This window comes from Sphingobium sp. MI1205 (assembly GCF_001563285.1).
Classification (GTDB): domain Bacteria; phylum Pseudomonadota; class Alphaproteobacteria; order Sphingomonadales; family Sphingomonadaceae; genus Sphingobium.
This window is the reverse complement of record NZ_CP005188.1, coordinates 2426252-2445184: the sequence shown is the minus strand read 5'-3', so window position 1 is coordinate 2445184 and position 18933 is coordinate 2426252. Positions and strand designations below refer to the sequence as shown.

Sequence of the window (18933 nt, the reverse complement as noted above, 5' to 3'; positions counted from 1 at the left end):
TCCCCGTCATAGCTGGAACTCGGCCCAGATCGGCAGGTGGTCCGACGCCTTGCGCGCCGCCGCGCTGTCATGCGCCCCGCAATCCACCAGTTTCAACTTCGCGCAGTGCATGATCCGGTCCAGTTGCGCCACCGGCCGTTGCGCATGGAAACTCCGTCCACAAGGTGCGAAATCATAATGGCGAGCGAAATCCGCCAGGCATCCGCGCCCCGCGCTCCATTCGTTCAAATCTCCCATCAGCACCGTCGGCATCGCGTCGCGCAGCCCCGCTGCATGGATCACAGCTGCCGCCTGCTTGCGCCGCCACAGACCCGAAAGGTCCAGATGCATGCCGAAAATCCGCATCTTTGCGTTGCGCAGCGTGACTTCCGCCATGATCGCGCCGCGCGGCTCCAGACAGGGCAGGTGCAATATGTCATGCACGCCTATGTCGGATTCCTTGCGCACCAGAATGGCGTTGCCGTGCCAGCCCATCGAATCTGCCTGTACATTGAGCGGCACCGGCTTGTAGGGACTGGCGGCCTCCAGCAGCCACGGCGGTATGGCCGCTGATCGGACGCCAAACCGCCGGTCAGCTTCCTGCAGGGCGATAATGTCGGCATCGACTTCTGACAGTACCTCCAGCACCCGTTCGGGACTTCGTCGGCGGTCGGTGCCGATGGCTTTGCGGATATTGTAGCTGGCAACGCGAATAGGCTTCATGGCGAAACAATGCGCCACATCGCGATCAGTTTCCAGCGCTCTCCCGCCCCTTTGCAACTTATGGCCGGTTGGAACCGGACTGCTTCCTGATAGGTGCATCCTGCTCTTTGTTCTTGAAACGTTCGCATCCTCCCGCCATACCGGCATCTTCCGGTTGGCGGAAGTTGAGACGCCTCGCCTCCGGCGGAACATGAAAAGAGTTTCTGGATGGCAAAGGCAAAGCGCAAATTCGTCTGCCAGCAATGCGGCACGCTCTCTTCTCGCTGGCAGGGCCAGTGCGATGATTGCGGCGAATGGAACAGCATCATCGAAGAGGCGGGAGAGACGATCTTCTCGGCCCGACATGACCTGCAAAGCGGTGGGCGCGCGCTGACGCTCGTCGGCCTGGATACCCAGGTCGAACTGCCGCCGCGCACCAGCACCGGCATCGCCGAGTTCGACCGGGCGCTGGGCGGAGGGATCGTTCCCGGTTCGGCGACCCTGATCGGCGGCGACCCCGGCATCGGCAAATCCACCCTGTTGCTTCAGGCTGCCGCCCGCATTGCCGCGCGCGGCCTTTCCGTCGCTTATATCAGCGGTGAGGAAGCCGCCGACCAGGTCCGTCTGCGCGCCCAGCGTTTGGGCCTTGGCTCCGCGCCGGTTCAGCTTGCCAGCGCAACCTCCGTCCGCGACATATTGACCACCTTGGGGGAGGGGGATCCTCCCGCACTGCTCGTCATCGATTCTATCCAGACGATGCACAGCGACCTGATCGAAGGCGCGCCGGGCACCGTCAGCCAGGTCCGCGCCTCGTCGCAGGAACTGATCCGCTTCGCCAAGCAACGGGGCACCGCCGTCATTCTGGTCGGCCATGTGACCAAGGACGGCAGCATCGCCGGGCCTCGCGTCCTCGAACATATGGTCGATACGGTGTTGAGCTTCGAAGGGGAGCGCAGTCACCAATATCGAATCCTGCGCGCCAGCAAGAATCGCTTCGGCGGCACCGACGAAATTGGCGTTTTCGCGATGGTGGCCGAAGGGCTTGAGGAGGTCGCGAACCCTTCCGCGCTGTTCCTGACGCATCGTGACGAAAACGTAACGGGCGCAACGGTCTTTCCTGCGCTTGAGGGTACTCGTCCGGTTCTGGTCGAAATTCAGGCGCTGGTCGTTCGCCTGTCCAGTGGGGCCACCCCGCGCAGGGCCGTGGTTGGTTGGGACAGCGGCCGTCTCGCCATGGTCCTTGCGGTGCTGGAAGCGCGTTGCGGCCTCAGCTTCTCGACCTGCGAAGTTTACCTGAACGTCGCGGGCGGCTATCGTCTGTCCGATCCTGCCGCTGACCTCGCAGTCGCCGCCGCTCTCATCTCTGCCCTCGCGGAACGGCCCGTGCCCGCTGACCTTGTCCTCTTCGGGGAAATCGCCCTGTCGGGGGAAATCCGGCCGGTCGCTCACGCTCCGCTGCGTCTGCGGGAAGCCGCAAAGCTGGGCTTCGAGCGCGCCAATGTCCCGGCGGCCGTTGCCGATGGGGTGCAGGGGATCGCCGTCAGCGGCTACCGGGGATTAAGCCAGCTGGTTGACCAGATGCTCGGGCGCGGATAGCCCGGCGTCCATGAACGCCGTCGACATCCTCGTCCTGCTCGCCATCGGCGGCTGCGCCGTCCTGGGCCTGCTTAATGGTTTCGTATCCGAAACATTATCGCTGATCGCCTGGGTGCTCGGCATCTTCGCCATCCGCCTTTTCCACAGCTCCGCCACCGAACTGCTCACCCCCTTCGTAGGAACTGATAGCGGCGCTGCAATTCTTGCATTCCTTCTTGTTTTCGGCATCACCTTCAGCGCAGGCAAGCTCCTCGCCCACGCCATCGGCCGCCGCACGCGCCAGTCGGTTCTCGGCCCTGTGGACCGGGTCCTAGGCGGCGGGTTCGGAGCGGTCAAGGGGCTGATCGGCGCGACGCTCGTCTTCCTCGCGTTCAGCTTGGTCTACGACACGTTCTATGGCAGCGCGGCCCGCCGCCCGGACTGGCTGTCCGACGCCCGTACCTATCCCCTGCTCAACGCGAGCGGTCAGGCGATTAGCGAATTCGTCGCAGAGCGCCGCTCTCGAAAGCCCATAGACTAGGCTACAGCCATCCTTTTGCCCGATAGGCTTCCACCGTCGCTTTCAGCCCATCCTCTGTCGCGACCTTTGGCGTCCAGAGCTTCATTGGCGGCTGCTTGCGCTTGGTCACAACCCAGTCGGGATGGCAGAAATAGTTGACGCGATCCTGGGTCAATTTCGCGCCCTTGCCTCGCAGCACCCGGTCCAGCCGGGCGCCTAGGCCCAGCGCCCAATTTGGAGTGGCGAAGGTCTTGACGGGGCGACCCAGCGCGCGGCCGATCGCCTGACCGAACTCCAGATGGTCCCAGCCGCCGGGCGTGCCGTCATCAGCTTCATAACAGTGGGCGAGGCTAATTTCCTTCTCGCGTGCAAGCACCAGCAGCAGCCGCGCCAGATCGCTCACCTCAATCAGTGAAAGCCGTCCGCCCGGGGGCAGCAGCATGACGCCGCGCTTGGCCATTCGGAACAGCTCCAGCATTTCGCGATCGCCGGGCCCGTAAATTGCGGGCGGCCTTACGATCGTCCAATCCAATCCGCTCGCTTTCACATGCCGCTCGGCCAAACCCTTGGACCATCCATAGTCGGACAGTTTGGGCTCGCGCGCTGCGAGCGAAGACACATGGACGAGCCTTCGCACGCCGCGCTGCCGCATGGCGTCGATTACCGCCATCGTGCCGCGGGCATTTCCTGCTTCGAAACCATCGCGATTAGTCGCGTTAACAACCCCCGCGATGTGGATCACGACGTCGGCATCCCGCACCAGCGTATTCAACGCCGCGCGATTCTCAAGTGAGCCCGGCACCCATTTCAGCCGTCCACGCGGCGGTTGTGCCTTGCGCGTGATTGCGGTCACGTGATGGCCTGCTTCCAACGCCTGATTAAGCGTCTCAGCGCCGACGAATCCCGTCGCGCCGGTCATTGCAATGCGCAAATTCATAGAATCTCAGACCATCGCCATATGATCGCGATGGACCAGCACGGAACGCGGCAAATGGCCCAGTAATGTAGCGATATCCTCGCTGCGCTTGCCTGCAACCAGCGCGGCTTCTTCGCTGTCATATTCGCTTAGGCCGCGCGCTATAACTTGCCCTTCCGGTCCGACGATATCGACGACATCGCCACGCGCGAAGGTGCCCTCAATCCTGGCTACCCCCGCAGGCAGCAGGCTGTTGCCGCGCCCTAGCGCTTTTTCAGCGCCTGCATCGACGACGATCTGTCCGCGTACCGTCAGTCGGCCAGCGAGCCACCCCTTACGCGCCCGTTTTGCAGGCGCTGCCAGGAAGATTGATCCTCGTCCGCCGTTGCTCCAGTGGGACAGGGGACTATCCACATTGCCGGAAATGATCGCCAGATGCGCACCTGCGCCGGTCGCGATGCGTGCCGCCTCGATCTTGGATGTCATGCCGCCCGATCCCATGCCGGAAGCGGAGCCACTGTCGGCCATTGCCGTGATCTGCGCATCGATGCGCTCAATTGTCTCAATCAACATGGCGCTCGCATCGACATGCGGGTTCGCGGTGTAAAGCCCATCGACGTCGGAAAGGAGCACGACCGCGTCGGCCCGTGCCGCCTGTCCGATACGCGCCGCCAGCCGGTCATTATCGCCAAAACGGATCTCGGCGGTAGCCACGCTGTCATTCTCGTTGACGACAGGCACAACGTCCAGCGCCATCAGACGCTCCAGGGTCGCCGAAGCATTGAGGTAGCGGCGCCGATGCTCAAGATCGTCCAACGTTACCAGCATCTGCGCCGCCGTTATGCCCTTTTCCTGCAGCAGGTGCGCCCAGCATTGCGACAATGCGATCTGTCCGGTAGCGGCAGCGGCCTGCGCATCCTCCAGGCTGCCCCGTCCGCCCTTGGGGAGCTTCAGCCTTCGGGCGCCTAGCGCGATTGCGCCTGACGACACGATGATGATCTGTTGCCCGGCGATCTTTCGAGTAGCGATGTCCTCGATCAGTGTGCGCAGCCATGCTTCGCGCACCTCGCCAGCCGGATCGACAAGCAAGGCTGACCCGATCTTGACGACGAGACGACGGATTTGAGAAGGGGGGAAACCGGCGAGGGGAGAGGTCACAGATCTAATTTCCGTTGGCCTGGACTGTGATCGGGCAACACAACAGGCTCGGCTGCCGGTCCTGGTTCAGCCCAAGGGCGCAGCCGTTCGCGATCAGATCGGTGACCATTGGGCGTCACCTTTGTCATCGGCCTCATCCTCTGCTTCTGCCTTTGCTTCCGCCAATAAGGGTAAAACGGCATCCAACAGGCGGGGCACGCCTTCGCCCGTGGCACCAGAGACGATGAAGAGATCCTCAACCCCTGCTTCCTCGCGAAGCTGGGCAGCGATGTCCTCCATCAGTTCCTGCCCGAGCAAATCGCCCTTGTTAAGAGCCACGATCTGGGGCTTGTCGTCCAGCCCTTCGCCATAGGCGCCGAGTTCATCCTGCACGATCCGGAATTGTTCGACGGGATCATCGCCGGTCGCATCGACCAGATGCAGCAGTACGCGGCAGCGCTCGATATGACCGAGGAACCGGTCGCCGATTCCCGCGCCCTCGGCCGCGCCTGCGATGAGACCCGGAATATCCGCAAGAACGAACTCCCGATCACGATGCAGCACAACGCCAAGCTGCGGCTTGGTCGTTGTGAAAGCATATGCCCCGACCTTCGCCTTGGTATTGGTGACCTGGTTGATGAAGGTCGATTTGCCCGCATTGGGCATCCCGACGAGCCCCACGTCGGCCAGGAGCTTCAGGCGCAGCCAGACCCACATCTCCTGGCCCGGCCAGCCCGTGCCGTGCTGACGCGGCGCGCGGTTCGTGCTGGTCTTGTAAGAAAGATTACCCCGGCCGCCATCACCGCCGCGCAGCAGAACCAGGCGTTGGCCAACTTCCGTGAAGTCGGCGAGCAGTTCCTGCTCTTCATATTCGGGATAGCCGTCCTCGTCCTCGGTCCCATCGACAGGCTGAGGATCGGACAGAATCTGGGTTCCCACCGGCACCTTGATGACAAGGTCGTTGCCACCCGCACCATAGCGATTCTTGCCCGCGCCGGGCATGCCTCTCTGCGCCTTGAAATGCTGTGTATAGCGAAAATCGATGAGCGTGTTCAGTCCAGCGACAGCTTCGAAGATGATGTCGCCGCCCTTGCCCCCGTTACCGCCATCGGGACCGCCATATTCGACATATTTTTCCCGCCGGAAACTGACCGCGCCGGGGCCGCCCCAACCGGACTTAATGTATATCTTTGCTTGATCCAGAAAATGCATGGCTGGCCCATAGCCGCTTATGCTGCGGAATTAAACCTCGCCGTCGATGGTCCATCCAAACACATGAATGAAATTATGAGGACGGATGATGCCGCCCCCATCTGTCATTCATGCCGCCATGGCTGGCATGGCATCATCATAAAGGTCCATTGCTGGATCGATGCTCGCTCGGCCGGCAATGCCCTCTTCGAAAACCAGGCATTCGGCCGTCGCGCCGCGCGCAGGACTGTAACGCCGCTCAACGCGCCCGGTGTAACGGAAACCAAGCTTGCGCAGGACGTTGCCTGATGCCGGATTGTCGGCGAAGTGCGATGCCCGGATGCCGGTAATGCCCGCCGCGCGCGCCATCCCGAGCGCCGCGCCGGCTGCCTCCGTCGCAAAGCCCAGGCCCCAATAGGGTCGCGCGACCCAATATCCGATTTCCGGCGTGCCATCTTCGGCAAGGTGCAGCCCACAGCCGCCGACGAGCCGCGGCGCGCCGCGGGTACGGGAAAAGACCAAAAGGCGCGGCATGCGCGAATCGTGCGGCAGCGCGAGGAAGGCGCGGGCGTCGTCCACATCGTAGAGGGCGGGCGCACGAATGAGGTTGCGGAGAATGGCCGGCTCGCCGATCGCCTCGGCCAGCGCGGGTGCATCTTCCATCCAGCCGGGCCTAAGGAGCAGGCGGGGGGTACGGGCGAACATTTAAACTCTCCTCTTATCGCTGCGCCAATGGCCGCAAAAAGTTACGGCTTGACGACTATTCCTTTGGCTGAACCCCGCGCGCATGACGCTCGAGAATGCGAAGGGTTCCAAAGGCTTGAGGGAAATGAGGGGAGATGCCCTGGAAAATAGAAAAAGGGGCGCTCCCAGATGGGGCGCCCCTTTGTTCCCTCGAATACTGGCGGTGACTAAAAGTCATTCCGCCAGGAGGATCGCCCCGATGGTGAGGGACGATCCGTCATCGATCATCCGTTATTCGGCTGCTTCGGCCATCGCATCGACCGACACATATTTGCGGCCGAGCTTGCCAGTGTGGAATACCACGCGGCCTTCACCGAGCGCGAACAGCGTGTGGTCTTTACCCATGCCGACGTTGCGACCCGGGTAGACGCGTGTGCCGCGCTGGCGAATGATGATGTTGCCGCCGATCACTTCCTGACCACCGAACTTCTTAACGCCAAGACGCTTCGACTCCGAATCGCGACCGTTACGCGATGAACCGCCAGCTTTCTTATGTGCCATGACTCAAACTCCTCGAAACTGGACTGCGGCTCAGGCGATCGACACGATCTTGAGGATCGTGTGATTCTGGCGGTGGCCATTGCGGCGGCGATAGTTATGCCGACGGCGCTTCTTGAAAACGATGACCTTTTCGCCCTTCGCTTGCGCGATGATCTCTGCGGCTACGGTCAGCTTGCTGACGTCCTTCACGTCGCCGCCTTCGCCGGCGAACAGGACGTCATCCAGCGTCACCTTGTCACCAGCCTCACCGGCCAACTTCTCGACGACGATCTTGTCTCCGGCGGCGACGCGATATTGCTTGCCGCCCGTGCGCACGACTGCGAACATGGCTCTTCTCTTCTCGTTCAAATCTGCTTTACGCAGATCATCGAGGACATGAAGTCCTGCTGACCCGCGCGGGAATGTGGCCCGGTAGTGGAATGACTCGCGGCTGTCAACCGATATGGCCCCGGATCGGTACTGGTTTTTCCGCTCGCTCGCGCGTATCTCTCGGGCGAAGGGACCAATAAAGCGCATGACGTCGATACTGCACGGGGCCAGCCGCATGAAAGGACGCAGTTCCTTCATCGTCACCTTGTGGGTTGCGATTATGGTCGCGCTATTGTCCGCCGTGGCGCCTTTGGGCCCGCCGTCCAGCAGACTTACCGGCTCGGCCTTCAATCCCGCCACGGTCAGTGTCGTGCTGAAGGCTCGGTCCCTTGACAGCGCGAAGGTTCTTCCGGTCGTTGAGAGGGAGCCGGGTCACCCAGCCTATAGCATGGCTTACGTTCAGTCCTGGCTTCTCCCGGCGATGTTGTCGCTGGTGGCTGCCGGACTGTTCCTAGTTACACTTCGCTGGCCCGCGCCCCCTGACCGCAGTGGGACTGCATTACATTTTCCTTTTTGCCGAGCACGGGCTCCCCCCGCGTCCATCTGACGATCCTTGCCCCGGCCCCATAGCCTGGAAGGAGCCTTCCATGACCCGGAGGAAATTGCGCCGCAGCCGCAGCCGTCCACCCCGGTGGTTCGTCCCGGCTGTCTTCACCGGAATTGCCGCGGCCGGTGCACTGTTGTCCGTAGCGATGCTGGCAGTTGTAGAATGATAATGAGCCGGGGGTAGCGCCATGCTGTGCCCCGGCGGACAGGGAAAGACCCTATATGCCCCATCATACGCCGCTGATCGGAACGATCGTTGCGGGCCTTGTTGTCGCTTTCATAATGGGCGCGATTGCTCATCGCCTCAAACTATCGCCGCTTGTAGGCTATCTCGTCGCGGGGATCATCGTTGGCCCTTTCACCCCGGGGTTTGTGGCCGATGCCGGGCTTGCCAATGAACTTGCCGAGATTGGCGTGATCCTATTGATGTTTGGCGTCGGTCTCCACTTTTCCCTTCGCGACCTGTTGTCGGTTAAGAATATCGCCGTTCCCGGCGCAGTCGGTCAGATTGCCGTGGCCACATTGCTGGGGATGGGCCTTTCGCATCTCATGAGCTGGCCAATGCTGGGGGGCCTTGTCTTTGGTCTCGCCTTGTCGGTCGCCAGTACGGTGGTGCTTCTGCGCGCATTGCAGGGTGCGGACCTGGTGGAAACGCGGCGGGGGCGGATCGCGGTAGGCTGGCTGATCGTCGAGGATTTGGCGATGGTGCTGGCTCTGGTGCTGCTGCCCGCACTTGCAGGGGTAATGAACAACGCTGACGCCTCAGCCGGGATGGGTGCGCTGCTGGTGCCACTGCTTGGCACGCTGTTGAAAGTAGCAGGCTTCGTTGCCCTGATGTTGGTCGTCGGCCGTCGAGTTATCCCGTGGTTGCTGCATTGGGTAGTGCATAGTGGTTCGCGGGAGCTGTTTCGCCTTGCGGTTCTGGCCGTTGCGCTGGGCGTCGCATTCGGCGCAGCGGTCGCGTTTGACGTATCCTTTGCGCTAGGCGCATTTTTCGCGGGCATGATTCTGGGCGAAACTCGGCTTAGCCGACGCGCCGCGGAAGAAACGCTGCCGTTGAGAGACGCATTCGCCGTTCTCTTCTTTGTGTCCGTGGGTATGCTGTTCAACCCGGCGGTCTTGATTGAGCAGCCGCTACCTCTGCTCGCTACGGTGGTGATTATCATCATCGGCAAATCCATCGCCGCTTTCGTCATCGTCCGCGCGTTCGGCTACGCTGGCGACACTGCGCTTACCATCGCGGCCAGCCTGGCCCAGATCGGTGAATTTTCCTTCATCCTCGCATCATTGGGCACTGGCCTCGGCATTCTGCCAGCGGAGGCGCGCGACCTGATCCTTGCGGGGGCGATCGTGTCCATCTTTCTGAATCCGCTGATTTTCACGATGATCGTTCGGAAGCACCAGGCGGACGAGGAAGAGGAGCAGGCTGAAGAGCCGCAGCCAATGCGCCCGGTCGGTCATGTTATTCTGGTCGGCTATGGTAGGGTAGGCAAGATGATCGCATCGCGCCTTGTCGAGAGGAACACGCATCTGGTAATCGTCGAAGGCGATCTGGAACGCGCCAGGGAAGCGGAGGCGGCGGGCCTTTCGGTCGTGCGGGGCAGCGCGCTGGAGGATCGCCATCTTCACGCTGCCGGCGTTTGCGAGGCACGCCACCTTTTGATCGCGGTTCCGGAGGGATTTGAGGGCGGCGCTATCCATCAACATGCGTGCATCCTCAATCCGGAAATTCAGGTCATCGCTCGCGCCCACTCAGATGCGGAGGTCGAGCATCTGGAAGCATTGGGCGTTCCCCACATCGTCATGGGCGAGCGTGAACTGGCCGCAAAGATGTTGTCGCTTTGCGGTGCGGGATGACGCTCGCCAGCCGGTTTCACACCCGGCAACAATAATAAGGGGCCGCTCGGTTAACGAGCGGCCCTTTTTTATCCTCGAGGATTGCGAGGCCCGGTCCGCTTCGGACCACCCTTGAAGGGCCGGGGGCTGTGCGCGGGCGGACGCGGGCCGCGATCGCTGTTGGGACGGCCTTTGCCGCGAGGCCCTTCGCGTCTGTTCTCGCGCGCCATTTCGCGCGGTTTGCCCTCCATCTGGTCGATAGCCACCTCCGCGCCTTCGTCACTGGCCTGGCCTGTGCGCTTAACTGCGGCCACGAACTTCGCCGCGATCGCGGAGGGAATTTCGAACATCGTTTCGTTGGCGGCGATGCGAATCGCACCGATATCGCCCCGGCTGACATGTCCGCGACGGCAGATCAGCGGCAGGATCCAGCGCGGGTCGGCATTCTGGTTCCGGCCGATATCCATGCGGAACCAGATAGTGTCCTCAAAGCCAGGACGCGGTCCTTCGCGGCGTTGCGGCGCTTCGCTGGCGTCCAAGAGTTCCTCGGGAGCGGGCAGGGCGGCGCGCGCGCTCTTCACCAGCATTGCCGCGATTTCCTTGGCCGACTTTTCGGCCAGCAGTTCGGCACCCAACGCCCAGTCCAGCTCGTCAAGTTCGGCCTTTTCCATCAGGCTGGCGCGGAGCCGCGCATTATCTTGCTCCTGAATGGCTTCCTTGCTTGGCGGCGTACCCCACTCCACTGGAATCTTCGCGCCGCGCAGCATTGATTCAACCCGACGGCGGCGCGGATAGGGAACGACCAGAACGGCCGTGCCTTTCTTGCCCGCGCGCCCGGTGCGGCCCGATCGGTGCTGCATCGTTTCCGCATCGCGAGGAATTTCCACGTGAACGACAAGGCTCAGATTGGGGAGGTCGATGCCACGCGCGGCGACGTCGGTCGCCACGCAGACGCGTGCCCGGCGGTCCCGCAGCGCTTGAAGCGCGTGATTGCGCTCATTCTGGCTATGTTCGCCCGACAGTGCCACCGCCGCGAAGCCACGCTCGGTGAGGCTGGCGTGTAGATGCCGCACATTGTCGCGGGTCGCGCAGAAGAGGATCGCTGTCTCGGCTTCATGATAGCGGAGCAGATTGACGACGGCGTTTTCGATGTCGGCCGGAGCAACGGTCACTGCCTGATAGCTGATGTCACCATGACCGCGTTCATCACTGACGGTGGAGATGCGCAGAGCATCCTTCTGGTAACGCTTGGCCAACGCCACGATTGGCTTGGGCATGGTGGCGGAAAACAGAAGCGTTCGGCGACCGTCGGGCGCGCCATCAAGTATCTCTTCCAAATCTTCGCGGAAGCCCATGTCGAGCATTTCGTCGGCTTCATCGAGCACCACGGTCTTGAGGCCTGACAGGTCGAGGGCGCCGCGCTCAAGATGGTCGCGCAGACGGCCTGGCGTGCCGACGACAATATGCGCGCCATGGCTAAGGGCGCGGCGTTCCTTGGCGGCGTCCATGCCACCGACGCAGGTGGCGATGCGGGCGCGGGCTTCGCCGTAGAGCCATTCCAGCTCGCGGCTGACCTGTAGTGCCAGTTCGCGGGTCGGTGCGATGGCGAGCGCGAGGGGCTTGCCAGCGACCGGCAGGCGGCTCTGTTCGCCCAGCAGTTCGGTAGCCATGGCCAGGCCGAAGGCGACCGTCTTGCCGGAGCCGGTCTGTGCGGACACGATCAAGTCGCGCCCTTCGGCTTCAGGCTGGGTGACTTGGGCCTGCACCGGGGTCAGCTGTTCATAGCCTTTCCGCGTTAGTGCGTCAGAAAGCAGGGGTGGGAGATGTTCAAAAGACATTATGTTTTCCATCGGTAAGGCGACCCGCCAGTCCCGACGGATACATGATGACCTGATCTTCTCCAGCCATTGCTGGAGCCCGGAGTGCAAGGTCACGCACCCCGAAGTTCACACCGTCAATCGGAAGAAGCAGCCGCCGAAAACAGGGGTTTTCGGGCAGCGCCCTTGCGAAGGGAGATGTTCCAAATAAGAAGGCCGCCTTCCCCTGCAAAGAGGAAGGCGGCCCCTTTATTGATTATCCGTTCAGGATCAGACCGAAGCGACTTCCGCCACATCGACCTTCACGCCCGGGCCCATCGAGGACGACAGAGCGATCTTGCGGACATATTTGCCCTTTGAACCCGACGGCTTCGCCTTGACGATCGCGTCAACGAAGGCATCGAAATTCTTGCGCAGATCTTCAGCCGAGAAGCTCGCCTTGCCCAGGCCAGCATGGATGATGCCAGCCTTTTCAACGCGAAATTCGATCTGACCACCCTTGGCAGCCTTGACCGCCTCGGCGACGTTCGGCGTCACGGTGCCCAGCTTGGGGTTCGGCATCAGGCCTTTGGGGCCCAGAACCTTACCCAACCGGCCAACCAGACCCATCATGTCGGGAGTGGCGATCACGCGCTGGAAGTCGATGTTGCCAGCCTGGATGCTGTCGAGCAGATCCTCGGCGCCCACGATGTCGGCACCAGCGGCGGTCGCGGCTTCAGCCTTGTCGCCACGGGCGAACACGGCGACGCGAACGTCCTTGCCGGTGCCAGCGGGCAGGGTGACGACGCCACGGACCATCTGGTCGGCGTGACGCGGGTCGACGCCCAGGTTGATCGCGATTTCGACGCTTTCGTCGAACTTGGCGGTTGCGTGGGTCTTGATCAGGCCCAGCGCTTCGTCAACGCCGTGCAGCTTTTCGCGGTCAACCGCGGTGGCCAGCGCCTTCGCCTTCTTGCTCAGCTTTGCCATGATCTTAGCCCTCCACCACTTCGAGGCCCATCGCGCGAGCGGAGCCTTCGATGATCTTCGTCGCTGCGTCGATGTCGTTCGCGTTCAGGTCAACCATCTTGGCCTGGGCGATTTCAGCGAGCTGGGCGCGGGTGATCTTGCCAGCGACGACCTTGCCCGGCTCCTTGGAGCCTGACTTCAGGTTGACGGCCTTCTTGATCAGGTAGGTGGCGGGCGGCTGCTTCGTCACGAAGCTGAACGAACGGTCCGCATAAACGGTGATGATGGTCGGCAGCGGGGTGCCCTTGTCCATCTTTTCCGTCGAGGCGTTGAACGCCTTGCAAAATTCCATGATGTTCACACCGCGCTGACCCAGCGCCGGACCGATCGGCGGGGAGGGGTTGGCGGCTCCAGCGGGCACCTGGAGCTTGATATAGCCCGTAATCTTCTTGGCCATTGTCACTCACTCTGTTGCTGAGCGTGCCCGAAGGCGCGCCCGGTTCAAGTTTAGCGGTCAAGCAGCGATCCCAAGGACGCCTCCCGCACTGCCCTTGTCGTCATCCCAGCGGGCGCTGGGATCTCAGGCCGCAAGGGAACGGCTTGAGGGACGAGATCCCAGCTTTCGCTGGGATGACGTAATCTCTCTTACTTCGACAGTTCGACCTGCTCGAAGTCCAGTTCGACCGGCGTGGCGCGGCCGAAGATCGACACGGACACCTTGACGCGGTTCTTTTCGAAATCCAGTTCCTCGACGGTGCCGTTGAAGCTGGCGAAGGGGCCGTCCAGCACCTTGACGCTGTCGCCGATTTCGTAATCGACATTGACCTTGTGCTTGGGCGCGGCCTCGGCTTCCTTGCGGGCGCCGAAATAGCGGGCGGCTTCCGTCTCGCTGATCGCCTGCGGCTTGCCGCTCGATCCGAGGAAGCCCGTCACCTTCGGCGTGTTCTTCACAAGGTGATAGATGTCGTCGTTCATTGCCAGCTTGGCGAGGACGTAGCCGGGCATGAACTTGCGTTCCACCTGAACCTTCTTGCCCCGCTTTACTTCGGTCACGGTCTCGGTGGGGACTTCCACCTGTTCGACCAGCTGGGAGAGGCCCATGCGCTCGGCTTCGGACAGGATCGATTCCTTGACCTTGTTTTCGAAGCCCGAATAGGCGTGGATGATGTACCAGCGCGCCATGTTACCGTTTCAAACTCCCAATCAAGCCTGTCCGGCCGCGAAGCTCAGCAGCCACTGAACGACCGCGCCGAAAAAGGTGTCTATGCCGAAGAAGAAGATGCCCAGCAGGGAGGTCATGATACCGACCATCACTGCGGTCATGACCGTCTCGCGGCCTGTAGGCCACACGATCTTCGACGCCTCGGTCTTCACCTGATTGACGAATTCGCCCGGAGAAACCTTCGCCATCGCTGCCTCAAAAACCTTCGAACAAAACACCAAAGCGCGAAGCAACAGTCCACCCTCCGGACCCCGCCATGTCGGCGTCCCGGGGTGCGGCCGCTGGCTTCGCGACCCATCTTCACTCGGGCAGCTACCCGCGAACCTTTGAAAAATCAAGGATCAGCGACCAGATGCTTGGCAGGAGTGGAGGGACTCGAACCCCCGGCATTCGGTTTTGGAGACCGACGCTCTACCAGCTGAGCTACACTCCTGTGCCGGCGAAGGAGGGCGCTTTAGCGTGGCCTGCCGGGGAGGGCAAGCAGGAAACTTCAGAGGAAAACGCCACCCTTCATGATCCGGCGGGCGCGGCCCTGAACGGGCACATGATCGAAGGGCGTATTGCCGGCCTGCGCCGCCATTCTGGTGGAATCGATGATCCATGGCGCATCGGGATCGACGAAGATGAGGTCGGCTGCGCTGCCCTCAGCAAAGCTGCCCGCATCAATATTCAGTATCCGTGCCGGATTGGCGCTGAGCAGGGTCATCAGCCGCGTCATCGAAAGATGCCCTTCGCGCACCAGATTGAGCGAAAGGGCGAGCAGCGTCTCTGCGCCCGCCATGCCCGGCGAGGCGTCGGCGAACGGCAGCCGCTTGTCCTCCGGACCGCGTGGATCGTGGCCGGAGGTGATAACATCCACCGTCCCGTCCGCCACCGCTGCGATCGAAGCCAGGCGATCATCTTCCGACCGCAAGGGCGGCGACAAGCGAGCGAAGGTGCGGAAATCGGTGACGGCGTTGTCTGCGAGGTAAAGATAGGCCGGGCTGATGCCGCAAGTGACCTTCAGCCCTTCGGCCTTTGCCGCGCGGATGAGGTCGAAGCCAGCCTTGGTGGTCACGAGGCGGAAGTGGATCGCCGCGCCCGTTTCGCGCGCCAGCATGATGTCTCGCGCGATCGCGATGGCTTCGGCGCAGGCTGGCGCGTGGGGCAGGCCCAGCCGTGTCGCCGTTTCGCCACTCGTCGCAACAGTCTTGCCAGTCAGCCCGTTGTCCTCGGCGTGGGTGATGACCGTCAGTCCAAGGCCGGATGCATAGGCAAGGACCCTCATCATGACCCCGGAGTCCGCGATCCACTGTCGCCCGGTTCCAACAGCCTTGGCGCCAGCCAGTTGCATCATGCCGATTTCGGCCAGCTCGGCCCCTTTGAGACCACGGGTGGCTGCGGCGATGGGATGGACCCAGAAGTCCGGCTTGCCCGCACGGGTCGCCTGGCGGATGAGTCCGGCATCATCGAGCGGGGAAGACTGGTCCGGCATCAGCGCCGCACGGGTTATACCACCAAAGTGGAAGGCGGGCTTGTCCGTCGCAAAGACGCCCAGATCGATGAGGCCCGGCGCCACCACTAGTCCTGCCGCATCCACTTGTTCCGCATCCTGAGGGACAGGAATATCGCCCGCGGCGACAATCCGGTCCCCTTCGATCAGGATGACGCCGCTGGTTAATCCGGATTGGGCCGGATCAGCCAGCTTTCCGTTCACGATGGCGATCCTGGTCATTGCCATCCCTCCACACCGCGCGCGCTGCGCGTTAAAACATCCAGGCAGGCCATGCGGATAGCGACCCCCATTTCAACCTGTTCAGTGATGGCGGAGCGTTGGGGGTCATCGGCCACGACGCTTGAAATCTCGACCCCGCGGTTCATTGGACCAGGGTGCATGACGAGGGCGTCGGGCTTGGCGATCCCCAGCCGTTCAGGCGTCAGGCCGTAGAGCATGTGATATTCGCGCGGGGACGGGATGAAAGCGCCGTCCATCCGCTCATTCTGCAGACGCAGCATCATGACCACATCCGCGCCATCCAGTCCTTCGTCCATCCGGTGGAAGGGTGTAGCGCCCAGCATTTCCACTTCCGGCGGCATCAGTGTGGGAGGGGCTACCGCCCGCACCTGCGCGCCCAGAGCAGCGAGGCAAAGCATGTTCGATCGCGCAACCCGGCTGTGTAGCACATCACCGCAGATCGCGACGATCAGCCCTTCGAAACTGCCCTTGCGTCGGCGGATGGTCAGCGCGTCGAGCAGCGCCTGGGTTGGATGCTGATGCCAGCCGTCCCCGGCGTTGAGCACCGGGCAGTCCACCTTGTCAGCGATCAGCGCTACCGCGCCCGAACTGGCGTGGCGGATGACGATTACGTCAGCGGCCATGGCGTTGAGCGTCATTGCCGTGTCGATCAGCGTTTCGCCCTTCTTCACGCTGGATTGACCGGCATGCATGTTGACGACATCGGCGCCCAGCCGCTTACCTGCAATTTCGAAGGACAGCAGCGTGCGCGTGCTGTTTTCGAAAAAGGCGTTGATCTGCGTCATGCCCGTCAGCCGGTCGTCATGCTTGCGGGCATTGTCGCGATTGGTCCTTGCCCAATGCTCCGCCTCATCAAGTAGGAAGCGGATTTCCCATGGTTTCAGGTCTGCGATAGAGAGGAGATGCCGATGCGGAAACAGCGCCCGGCCAGTGAGGTCGGGCGCGGCGGAGTGAGCAGTGGGATCGGGCATGAACGGACCCTTTAAGCGAGCGCAGAAAAGAGGGCAAGGCGCGAAACTTGGAACTTCACCGCCGCTTCCTATCTCGGCGACATGCGCATTTATACGATAGGATATGAAGGAACTACCCAGGCCGAGTTGATCGCAGCACTGCAAGAGGCGGGCGTGAGGCTGCTGGCTGACATCAGGGCCGTGCCGCTATCCCGCCGTCCGGGCTTTTCGAAGAATATCCTGGCTGCCGGATTAAGAGAGGCTGGCATCGATTATGTCGGGCTGAAAGCGCTGGGTACGCCTGCGGAGGGCCGCGAAGCTGCGCGCAAGGGCAACCATGCGAGGCTTCGTGAGATTTACTCGGGGCAGCTTGATTTGCCCGAAGCCGTTGTCCAGGCGGAGCAATTGCGCGACATGGCGCGTGAACGGCCCACGGCCCTGCTTTGCTTCGAGCGGGAGGCGGACGGTTGCCATCGCTCGCTGCTGCTCGAATATCTTTTTCCCGACGATGAGCGTGTCGATCTGAAGCCTTGACCCGGATCAGAAGCGGCGTGCCAGCGCGCCCGCGGCCCAGCCCATGCCCCCGGCGAGCAATATGGCGGTGAGGCCATAGAGGAACGGCCATTGTTCCGCCGCTACGGCCATGAAGCGCTCGAATCCCGACTTGCGGATCTTGATGTCGCGCACCGCCGCAGCGACCACTCGGCCATCCTGCACCAGGAAAGTTTCAGCCGTATAGTCGCCGACGATCACGCGCGCGGGAAGCGGCAGGCGGGCGCGGTACAGTACCCCTTGCGTGATCTCGACCGAACCAGGCCGTTCGGCGAAGAGCCCGGCCCGCTCGCGCAGATCAATGAGGCCCGCCTGGAAACGTTCAAGTTCTGCACTTTCGTTGAGCGAAGAGGGAGATAGTTGCAGCTTGTTGACGCCCAACTCATAAATGGCAGCGGTACGGTCATCGACGACTTCGGCAATGGGCCTTGACGATGCAACCGCATAGAAGCTGGGGGCGGAACGGAATCGGGCGCTGTCCGCATTGATCCATATACCGGCGACCTTCTGTTTTTCACGCATGATGATCGACTGGTCCGGGCCTTTCAAGACAACCAGTATTTCAGCCGGTTTCTTGGGCAGGCGGCCGTCAGGGTAGACAATGGCGCCGAACAGCAAAAGGTCTGCGCCGGTGAAGCTATATTGGATCTTTACCTCGCGCTGGGAAACGTCGGGGACCAATATCGGCTCTCCGGCCGCGCCGAGCAGCAATATGGCGGGCAGCAGGGCCAGACGGGCACGCAAGCTCACCGGACTTCCACCGTGTAGATTTCGTCGGGACGGAAGCCGAGGCCGAGCGCCATGCGCGCTGCCACCAGAAGGACGATCGCCGACAAGAGGATACGCAGATATTCGGGCCGGACCGTCATCGATATTCGTGTTCCGACCTGCGCGCCGGTGACGCTGCCGATCAGGAGCAGCATCGCGAGGACGAGATCGACTGCCTTTGTGGTGAAGGCATGCATCATGGTGGTGGCCATGGTGACAAACAGGATCTGGAACAGGGATGTACCCACCACCGATTGCGTGGTCATGCCCAGAAGATAAAGCATGGCCGGCACAAGAATGAAGCCGCCGCCGACGCCCAGCAAGGTCGTGAGGATGCCGGTGGCCAGGCCCAGCAGCAGCGGCGCCAGGGGCGATATATACAGACCGGAACGATAGAAGCGCCAGCGCATCGGGAGCGCCGCGACGAGCGGGTGGTGGCGGCGCTTGCGAGCGGGCAGGCGCTGACCGGTCTTCAGAGCGATGAGCGCCTGGATGGATTCCCTTGCCATCAGCAGGCCGATGCCACCCAGCATCAGGACGTAAAGGATGCCAATGGCCGTATCGATCTGTCCCACCGATTGCAGCAGGCGAAAAAGGATGACCCCAATGCCTGCTCCGATGACGCCGCCACCGATCAGGACCCCGCCCATGCGGAAATCAACGGTTCCCCGCGCCATATGCGTCACGACACCAGACACGCTTGCTCCGGTCACCTGAGATGCGGCTGACGCGGCGGCAACCGTAGGAGGGATCCCGTAGAAGATCAGCAACGGCGTTGTAAGGAAGCCGCCTCCGACCCCGAACATGCCGGATAGCAGGCCGACCACGCCGCCCAGGGCGATGATCACCAGCGCATTCACCGACAGGTTGGCGATGGGGAGATACAGATCCATTGAGTATCCCGGTTAAGCCCAATAAGCGGCAA

At 62.2% G+C, this 18933-nt stretch carries 20 protein-coding genes and 1 tRNA gene; 4 read left to right on the top strand and 17 right to left on the bottom strand.

From position 1 onward, the window contains the following. Positions 1-6 precede the first annotated feature (6 nt). A complete protein-coding gene (locus K663_RS11950) occupies positions 7-702 on the bottom strand; it encodes an endonuclease/exonuclease/phosphatase family protein (RefSeq protein WP_062117794.1) in 696 nt (231 codons plus the stop codon). 207 nt (positions 703-909) lie between these two features. Here K663_RS11950 and radA point away from each other — a divergent pair, with 207 nt between their 5' ends. Further along, positions 910-2277 (top strand): DNA repair protein RadA, encoded by a 1368-nt coding sequence (gene radA / locus K663_RS11945; RefSeq protein WP_062117792.1) that lies wholly within the window; start codon positions 910-912, stop codon positions 2275-2277. A 10-nt stretch (positions 2278-2287) separates the two neighbouring features. After that, a complete protein-coding gene (locus K663_RS11940) occupies positions 2288-2797 on the top strand; it encodes a CvpA family protein (protein WP_062117789.1) in 510 nt (169 codons plus the stop codon). Position 2798: 1 nt separating this feature from the next. Here the strand turns inward: K663_RS11940 and K663_RS11935 are convergent, their stop codons facing one another. The 6 genes from K663_RS11935 to rplU form a co-directional block, all read right to left on the bottom strand. Continuing rightward, a complete protein-coding gene (locus K663_RS11935) occupies positions 2799-3713 on the bottom strand; it encodes an NAD-dependent epimerase/dehydratase family protein (protein ID WP_235589437.1) in 915 nt (304 codons plus the stop codon). A 6-nt stretch (positions 3714-3719) separates the two neighbouring features. Continuing rightward, positions 3720-4850, bottom strand: coding sequence for a glutamate 5-kinase (proB, locus tag K663_RS11930; protein ID WP_062117786.1), 1131 nt, complete (start codon positions 4848-4850; stop codon positions 3720-3722). 93 nt (positions 4851-4943) lie between these two features. After that, positions 4944-6041: a GTPase ObgE gene (gene obgE, locus K663_RS11925; RefSeq protein WP_062117783.1), complete on the bottom strand. Its 1098-nt coding sequence runs from the start codon at positions 6039-6041 to the stop codon at positions 4944-4946. A gap of 108 nt (positions 6042-6149) precedes the next feature. Next, the gene (locus tag K663_RS11920) at positions 6150-6725 is read right to left on the bottom strand and encodes a GNAT family N-acetyltransferase (RefSeq protein ID WP_062117780.1); all 576 of its coding nucleotides are present in this window, start codon (positions 6723-6725) and stop codon (positions 6150-6152) included. Between the two features lie 270 nt (positions 6726-6995). Continuing rightward, complete coding sequence (gene rpmA, locus K663_RS11915) at positions 6996-7265, bottom strand: 50S ribosomal protein L27 (protein ID WP_007683600.1); 270 nt, start codon at positions 7263-7265, stop codon at positions 6996-6998. Positions 7266-7295: 30 nt separating this feature from the next. Next, positions 7296-7592 carry a 50S ribosomal protein L21 gene (gene rplU, locus K663_RS11910; protein ID WP_037464028.1) on the bottom strand — a complete coding sequence of 99 codons (297 nt, stop codon included), beginning with the start codon at positions 7590-7592 and terminating at the stop codon, positions 7296-7298. An 810-nt stretch (positions 7593-8402) separates the two neighbouring features. Here rplU and ybaL point away from each other — a divergent pair. Beyond that, on the top strand, positions 8403-10037 hold the full coding sequence (ybaL, locus tag K663_RS11905) for a YbaL family putative K(+) efflux transporter (RefSeq protein WP_062117777.1): 1635 nt from the start codon (positions 8403-8405) through the stop codon (positions 10035-10037). 68 nt (positions 10038-10105) lie between these two features. Here the strand turns inward: ybaL and K663_RS11900 are convergent, their stop codons facing one another. The 8 genes from K663_RS11900 to K663_RS11865 all read right to left on the bottom strand — a co-directional run bounded on the left by K663_RS11900 (position 10106) and on the right by K663_RS11865 (position 16709). Further along, positions 10106-11854, bottom strand: a complete 1749-nt coding sequence (locus K663_RS11900; RefSeq protein ID WP_062120812.1) for a DEAD/DEAH box helicase — start codon at positions 11852-11854, stop codon at positions 10106-10108. A 249-nt stretch (positions 11855-12103) separates the two neighbouring features. Beyond that, the gene (rplA, locus tag K663_RS11895; protein ID WP_037464035.1) at positions 12104-12802 is read right to left on the bottom strand and encodes a 50S ribosomal protein L1; all 699 of its coding nucleotides are present in this window, start codon (positions 12800-12802) and stop codon (positions 12104-12106) included. Positions 12803-12806: 4 nt separating this feature from the next. Then, complete coding sequence (rplK, locus tag K663_RS11890; protein WP_037464038.1) at positions 12807-13238, bottom strand: 50S ribosomal protein L11; 432 nt, start codon at positions 13236-13238, stop codon at positions 12807-12809. A gap of 188 nt (positions 13239-13426) precedes the next feature. Next, complete coding sequence (nusG, locus tag K663_RS11885) at positions 13427-13963, bottom strand: transcription termination/antitermination protein NusG (protein ID WP_062117774.1); 537 nt, start codon at positions 13961-13963, stop codon at positions 13427-13429. A gap of 21 nt (positions 13964-13984) precedes the next feature. Further along, complete coding sequence (gene secE, locus K663_RS11880; protein ID WP_062117769.1) at positions 13985-14191, bottom strand: preprotein translocase subunit SecE; 207 nt, start codon at positions 14189-14191, stop codon at positions 13985-13987. A gap of 169 nt (positions 14192-14360) precedes the next feature. Then, positions 14361-14436: transfer RNA gene (locus K663_RS11875), tRNA-Trp, on the bottom strand. A 57-nt stretch (positions 14437-14493) separates the two neighbouring features. Beyond that, a complete protein-coding gene (locus K663_RS11870; RefSeq protein ID WP_062117757.1) occupies positions 14494-15717 on the bottom strand; it encodes a dihydroorotase in 1224 nt (407 codons plus the stop codon). After that, complete coding sequence (locus K663_RS11865) at positions 15714-16709, bottom strand: aspartate carbamoyltransferase catalytic subunit (protein WP_062117754.1); 996 nt, start codon at positions 16707-16709, stop codon at positions 15714-15716. Before K663_RS11865 ends, K663_RS11870 begins: the two co-directional genes overlap by 4 nt. An 81-nt stretch (positions 16710-16790) precedes the next feature. On the opposite strand from K663_RS11865, the gene K663_RS11860 reads away from it, so the two are divergent. Next, positions 16791-17222: a DUF488 domain-containing protein gene (locus tag K663_RS11860; protein WP_062117751.1), complete on the top strand. Its 432-nt coding sequence runs from the start codon at positions 16791-16793 to the stop codon at positions 17220-17222. 6 nt (positions 17223-17228) lie between these two features. Here the strand turns inward: K663_RS11860 and K663_RS11855 are convergent, their stop codons facing one another. Together K663_RS11855 and K663_RS11850 are read right to left on the bottom strand one after the other, a co-directional pair. Continuing rightward, positions 17229-17990: a TIGR02186 family protein gene (locus K663_RS11855; RefSeq protein ID WP_145902267.1), complete on the bottom strand. Its 762-nt coding sequence runs from the start codon at positions 17988-17990 to the stop codon at positions 17229-17231. Then, the gene (locus K663_RS11850) at positions 17987-18901 is read right to left on the bottom strand and encodes a sulfite exporter TauE/SafE family protein (RefSeq protein ID WP_062117747.1); all 915 of its coding nucleotides are present in this window, start codon (positions 18899-18901) and stop codon (positions 17987-17989) included. Before K663_RS11850 ends, K663_RS11855 begins: the two co-directional genes overlap by 4 nt. Positions 18902-18933: the final 32 nt, after the last annotated feature.